Source organism: Kitasatospora sp. NPDC091257 (genome assembly GCF_044757675.1).
Taxonomy (GTDB): Bacteria; Actinomycetota; Actinomycetes; order Streptomycetales; family Streptomycetaceae; genus Kitasatospora; species Kitasatospora lactacystinica.
On sequence record NZ_JBIVVI010000646.1, the window covers coordinates 1 to 5,232 of the forward strand.

The window sequence follows — 5,232 nt, forward strand, 5'->3', positions numbered from 1 at the left end:
GGCCCCGGTTCACGGGACCCCACCGTCGGTTCGTTACGGCCGGCGCAGCGCGTCGGCCGCGCCCGCCCCGCCGAGCAGCGACTGGACGCCGTCCAGGTCGCTGCCGCTGGTCGGCTTGCCGCGGACGGCCGGCGGCTGCTGGCCGCCCTTGATCTCGGCCTCCAGCAGGAGCTTGCCGAGCAGCGCCGGATCCGGCAGCTCCATCGGGTACTCGCCGTCGAAGCAGGCCCGGCAGAGCCGGTCCTTCGGCTGCGCGGTGGCCTCGATCATGCCGTCGATCGAGATGTAGGAGAGCGAGTCCGCGCCGAGGGTGCGGCCGATCTCCTCGATGGTCATGCCGTTGGCGATCAGCTCCGCGCGGGTGGCGAAGTCGATGCCGAAGAAGCAGGGCCACTTCACCGGCGGCGAGGAGATCCGGATGTGCACCTCGGCGGCGCCGGCCTCGCGGAGCATCTTCACCAGCGCGCGCTGGGTGTTGCCGCGCACGATCGAGTCGTCCACGACCACCAGGCGCTTGCCCGCGATGACCTCGCGCAGCGGGTTGAGCTTGAGCCGGATGCCGAGCTGGCGGATCGTCTGGCTGGGCTGGATGAAGGTGCGGCCCACGTAGGCGTTCTTCACCAGGCCGGAGCCGTACGGGATGCCGCTGGCCTCGGCGTAGCCGATCGCGGCGGGGGTGCCGGACTCGGGCGTCGCTATCACCAGGTCGGCATCGACGGGCGCCTCCTTGGCCAGCCGGCGGCCCATCTCCACGCGGGAGAGGTGCACGTTGCGGCCGGCGATGGAGGTGTCGGGGCGGGCCAGGTAGACGTACTCGAAGACGCAGCCCTTGGGCTTGGCCTCGGCGAACCGGGAGCTGCGCATCCCGTTCTCGTCGATGGCGATGAGCTCGCCGGGCTCGACCTCGCGGATGAAGGAGGCGCCGCAGATGTCCAGCGCCGCCGTCTCGGAGGCGACCACCCAGCCGCGCTCCAGCCGGCCGAGCACCAGCGGGCGGATGCCCTGCGGGTCACGGGCGGCGTAGAGGGTGTGCTCGTCCATGAAGACGAGCGAGAACGCGCCCTTGACCTGGGGCAGCACGACCTTGGCCGTCTCCTCGATGGAGAGGTCCGGGTGGCCGGCGAGCAGCGCCGTCACCAGGTCGGTGTCGTTGGTCGCGGCGCTCCGGCCGGAGCGCGAGACGTGCTCCTCGCCGGGGAGTTCGGCGACCATGGCCGCCAGTTCGGCGGTGTTCACCAGGTTTCCGTTGTGCCCGAGGGCCAGCGAACCGTGAACGGTCGCCCGGAAGGTCGGCTGGGCGTTCTCCCAGACCGAGGAACCGGTGGTCGAGTAGCGGGCGTGTCCGACGGCGATATGCCCGTGCAACGACCCCAGCGAGGCCTCGTCGAAGACCTGGGAAACGAGGCCCATGTCCTTGAAGACGAGAATCTGGGAGCCGTTGCTCACTGCGATGCCCGCGGATTCCTGACCGCGGTGCTGCAGGGCGTAAAGGCCGAAGAACGTGAGCTTGGCGACCTCCTCGCCGGGAGCCCAGACACCGAAGACGCCACAAGCGTCCTGGGGGCCTTTCTCACCGGGAAGAAGATCGTGGTTGAGTCTTCCGTCACCACGTGGCACGCCTTCGAGTCTAGGGCAGTTGACCCGGGCTGTCGGACCCCGGGACTGCGGGTTTGTCCGGCGATCGCGAGTTGATGCGCGTAGACAAAACCCCTTACCGGCCGGGGATTTCGGGTGGGGGGAATTCCGGCGGGCGGCGCTTGGCCTTGTGGTTCGCGCCTGTTGGGGAGTTCCGGGTGCGCGGCGGCGGGGGTCCGGGCACGGACGAACGTGAGCCTGCTCACCCGGCATTCCCCCACCCGTCGCCCGCCGGCCGCCCACCGGTCGGGCGGGCGTTCAGGCGGCCGGCAGCAGCAGGCCCCAGGCTCCCGGGTGCACCGTCCAGGTCCGCGCCCGGACCGGACCGACCGGGCGGCCGTCGGCCTCGTAGTCGAAGCCCCGCCCGACCACCGACACGCTCGCCGCCCGGGCACGCACCAGGGCGCCGGAGGCGGCGACCACCACCTCCATCTCGCCCGTCCCGTCCGAGGCGCCGGACGGGAGCGTGACCTGGACCAGCCGGACCGGCCGGTGGACGTCCGCGAGCAGTCGGCCGTCCGCCTCGACCCGGACGCGGGAGCTGTGGTCGGCGCCGTCCGGAGTGAGTGCGTTCGCCTGCTCGGCCGCAGCCAGTTTCGCCCATAGCGAACGCCAGCCACCCGAACGGCCCACCATGCGCCGCGCACCCCCGCCGGTGATCCGCACCCCGCCCAGCGCCACCCCGCCACCGTCGTCCACCAGCAGGTCCAGCCGGCGCGGCGCGCCCGACAGCACCGCCCGCGCGGCCCGCACCGGCTCCCCCGGCACGCCGAGCGCGCGGGCCGCCGCCAGCTCCTGCGAGCGGCCGACCGGAACCATCCCCACCGGTTCCGTGCCCAGCTCACGCTGGCGATGCAGGGCCTGGAGCACCCGCTGCAGCGCGAGGTCGGAACCGATCACCACCGGTCGCCTCCGGCCCCGGTGCGAAAGCACCCGGTCGAGCTCGGAAGGGCTCTCCGGAAAGGCCACCTTCACGTCCGCGCCCCCGCAGAGCACGTCCTTCGCGATCCGCACCGACTCGCCGTCGGTCTGCCGGGCCACCGGGTCGAGGAGCAGCAGGAGCGGCTCCGGGCCGCCGGTAGCAGGCGTGGACAGGGACGACACGACCGGTCCTTCCTCAGGTAATCTCTCGGTGCAAGAGCCCCTTGCGCCATTGCGCCAGGGGCTTCGTCTATCTCGGGGCAGACTGCGGCCTACGCAGGATGCCCCAACCGGAAGGGGTGTACGCCTGTGCCGGCACTCGTGCTCGTTGGCGCTCAGTGGGGAGACGAGGGCAAGGGGAAGGCCACCGACCTCCTCGGTGGCTCCGTGGACTACGTGGTCCGCTACCAGGGCGGCAACAACGCCGGTCACACGGTGGTCATCGGCGACCAGAAGTACGCCCTGCACCTGCTCCCTTCCGGAATCCTCAGCCCGAACGTGACGCCGGTGATCGGCAACGGCGTCGTGATCGACCCGGCCGTGCTGCTCTCCGAGCTGGCCGGCCTGAACGAGCGCGGCATCGACACCTCCAAGCTGCTGATCTCGGGCAACGCCCACCTGATCACGCCGTACCACCGCACCCTGGACAAGGTCACCGAGCGCTTCCTCGGCAAGCGCCGGATCGGCACCACCGGCCGCGGCATCGGCCCGACCTACGCGGACAAGATCAACCGCGTCGGCATCCGGGTCCAGGACCTGTTCGACGAGTCGATCCTGCGCCAGAAGATCGAGGCGGCGCTGCACGACAAGAACCAGATCCTGGTCAAGCTGTACAACCGCCGCACCATCCCGGCCGACCTGGTGGTCGAGGAGTACCTGGGCTACGCGGAGAAGATCAGGCCCTTCCTCTCCGACACCACCCTCGTCCTGGACGAGGCGCTGAAGGCGGACAAGGTCGTCCTGCTGGAGGGCGGCCAGGGCACCCTGCTCGACGTCGACCACGGCACGTACCCCTTCGTGACCTCGTCGAACCCGACCGCGGGCGGCGCCTGCACCGGCGCCGGCATCGGCCCGACCAAGATCGACCGGGTCATCGGCATCCTCAAGGCCTACACCACCCGCGTCGGCTCCGGCCCGTTCCCGACCGAGCTGCTCGACGCGGACGGCGAGGCGCTGCGCCGGATCGGCGGCGAGCGCGGTGTCACCACCGGCCGCGACCGCCGCTGCGGCTGGTTCGACGCCGTGATCGCTCGCTACGCGACCCGGGTCAACGGCCTCACCGACTTCTTCCTCACCAAGCTGGACGTGCTGACCGGCTGGGAGCAGATCCCGGTCTGCGTCGCGTACGAGATCGACGGCAAGCGGGTCGAGGAGCTCCCCTACAACCAGTCGGACTTCCACCACGCCAAGCCGATCTACGAGACGCTGCCGGGCTGGACCGAGGACATCAGCAAGGCGAAGTCCTTCGCCGATCTGCCGAAGAACGCCCAGGCGTACGTGAAGGCGCTGGAGGAGATGTCGGGCGCGCCGATCTCCGCCATCGGCGTCGGCCCGGGCCGCGACGAGACGATCCAGATCAACTCGTTCATCTGAGCCGGACCCCGCTCTTCACCGAGGGCCCCGCAGGACGCACCGTCCTGCGGGGCCCTTCGTCATCCCGGATCCTCCGCGCTGGATCCTCCGCACTGGATCTTCTGCACTGGATCTTCTGCACTGGGGGCTTTCGCACTAGTTCAAACATCTATTGCCTCTAGTGCACAATCGGGCTACGTTCGGATCATGACCGCGAAGCAGCCCGCACCCGTCACCCTCACCGGCCGCCACATCCGCCTGGAGCCGCTGGAGCGCCGCCACCTCGCCGACCTCTGGACCGCCGTCGGCCCCGACCCCGACGTCTGGCGCTGGACCATGTCGCCGCCGCCCGGCTCGCAGGAGGAGCTCGGCGCGATCCTCGACACCCGGATCGCGGAAGCGGCCGCGGGCGAGTCGGTGAACTTCGCCGCCGTCGACCTCGCGAGCGGCCGGGCCGTCGGCGTCACCGGCTACCACGACCACAGCGCGCCGGACGAGTCCGTGGAGATCGGCGGCACCTGGTACGCCCGCTCGGTCTGGCGCACGGCGGTCAACACCGAGGCCAAGCTGCTGCTCCTGCGCCACGCCTTCGAGGACCTCGGCATGGGCCGGGTCTTCTGGAAGACCGACGCCCGCAACGAGCGCTCCCGCGCCGCGGTCCTGCGCCTCGGCGCCCTGTACGAGGGGACCCTGCGCCGCCACCGGCTGCGCCCCGACGGCAGCTGGCGGGACAGCGTCTACTTCTCGATGCTCGCCGACGAGTGGCCGGCGGCCGAGTCCCGGCTGACGGAACGGCTCTCCCGGGGCTGAGCCGCGCCCCGGCCGGCCGCGGCGGCTACTTCCGGTCCCCCGCGGCGGCATGGCTGGCCGCCAACTCGCGTTTCACCGCGCGGAGTTCGGAGGGCTTGACGTTCACCAGCCAGACCAGCCAGCCGACGAACAGGACGGCGAGCAGGAGCGCCGACAATCCGGCGACGAGAAGCGCATTCACCGGGATGCGGAAATGCGCCGGGACGGGTGGGGCCGGTGGGGCAGGTGCCGGGCGTCCATCCGTACGACGTCGAGGAGCACCGCGAACACGCCGCGTCCCAGGGCGAAGCCGAG

General features: G+C 71.2%; 5 protein-coding genes. 2 read left to right on the top strand and 3 right to left on the bottom strand.

Features of this window, described 5'->3' with window-relative positions; genetic code table 11:
• Positions 1-33 precede the first annotated feature (33 nt).
• Both purF and ACIQOV_RS26360 read right to left on the bottom strand, forming a co-directional pair.
• Positions 34-1,617, bottom strand: coding sequence for an amidophosphoribosyltransferase (gene purF / locus ACIQOV_RS26355; RefSeq protein ID WP_359897974.1), 1,584 nt, complete (start codon positions 1,615-1,617; stop codon positions 34-36).
• A 276-nt stretch (positions 1,618-1,893) separates the two neighbouring features.
• Positions 1,894-2,739, bottom strand: a complete 846-nt coding sequence (locus tag ACIQOV_RS26360; protein ID WP_380546262.1) for a diacylglycerol kinase — start codon at positions 2,737-2,739, stop codon at positions 1,894-1,896.
• 126 nt (positions 2,740-2,865) lie between these two features.
• On the opposite strand from ACIQOV_RS26360, the gene ACIQOV_RS26365 reads away from it, so the two are divergent.
• Entirely contained in the window at positions 2,866-4,149 is a 1,284-nt protein-coding gene (locus ACIQOV_RS26365; RefSeq protein ID WP_401052492.1) for an adenylosuccinate synthase, read from the top strand.
• Positions 4,150-4,335: 186 nt separating this feature from the next.
• Positions 4,336-4,938, top strand: coding sequence for a GNAT family N-acetyltransferase (locus ACIQOV_RS26370; RefSeq protein WP_401052495.1), 603 nt, complete (start codon positions 4,336-4,338; stop codon positions 4,936-4,938).
• 25 nt (positions 4,939-4,963) lie between these two features.
• On the opposite strand, the gene ACIQOV_RS26375 is transcribed toward ACIQOV_RS26370, so the two are convergent.
• Positions 4,964-5,119, bottom strand: coding sequence for a hypothetical protein (locus ACIQOV_RS26375; protein WP_401052497.1), 156 nt, complete (start codon positions 5,117-5,119; stop codon positions 4,964-4,966).
• Positions 5,120-5,232 lie beyond the last annotated feature (113 nt).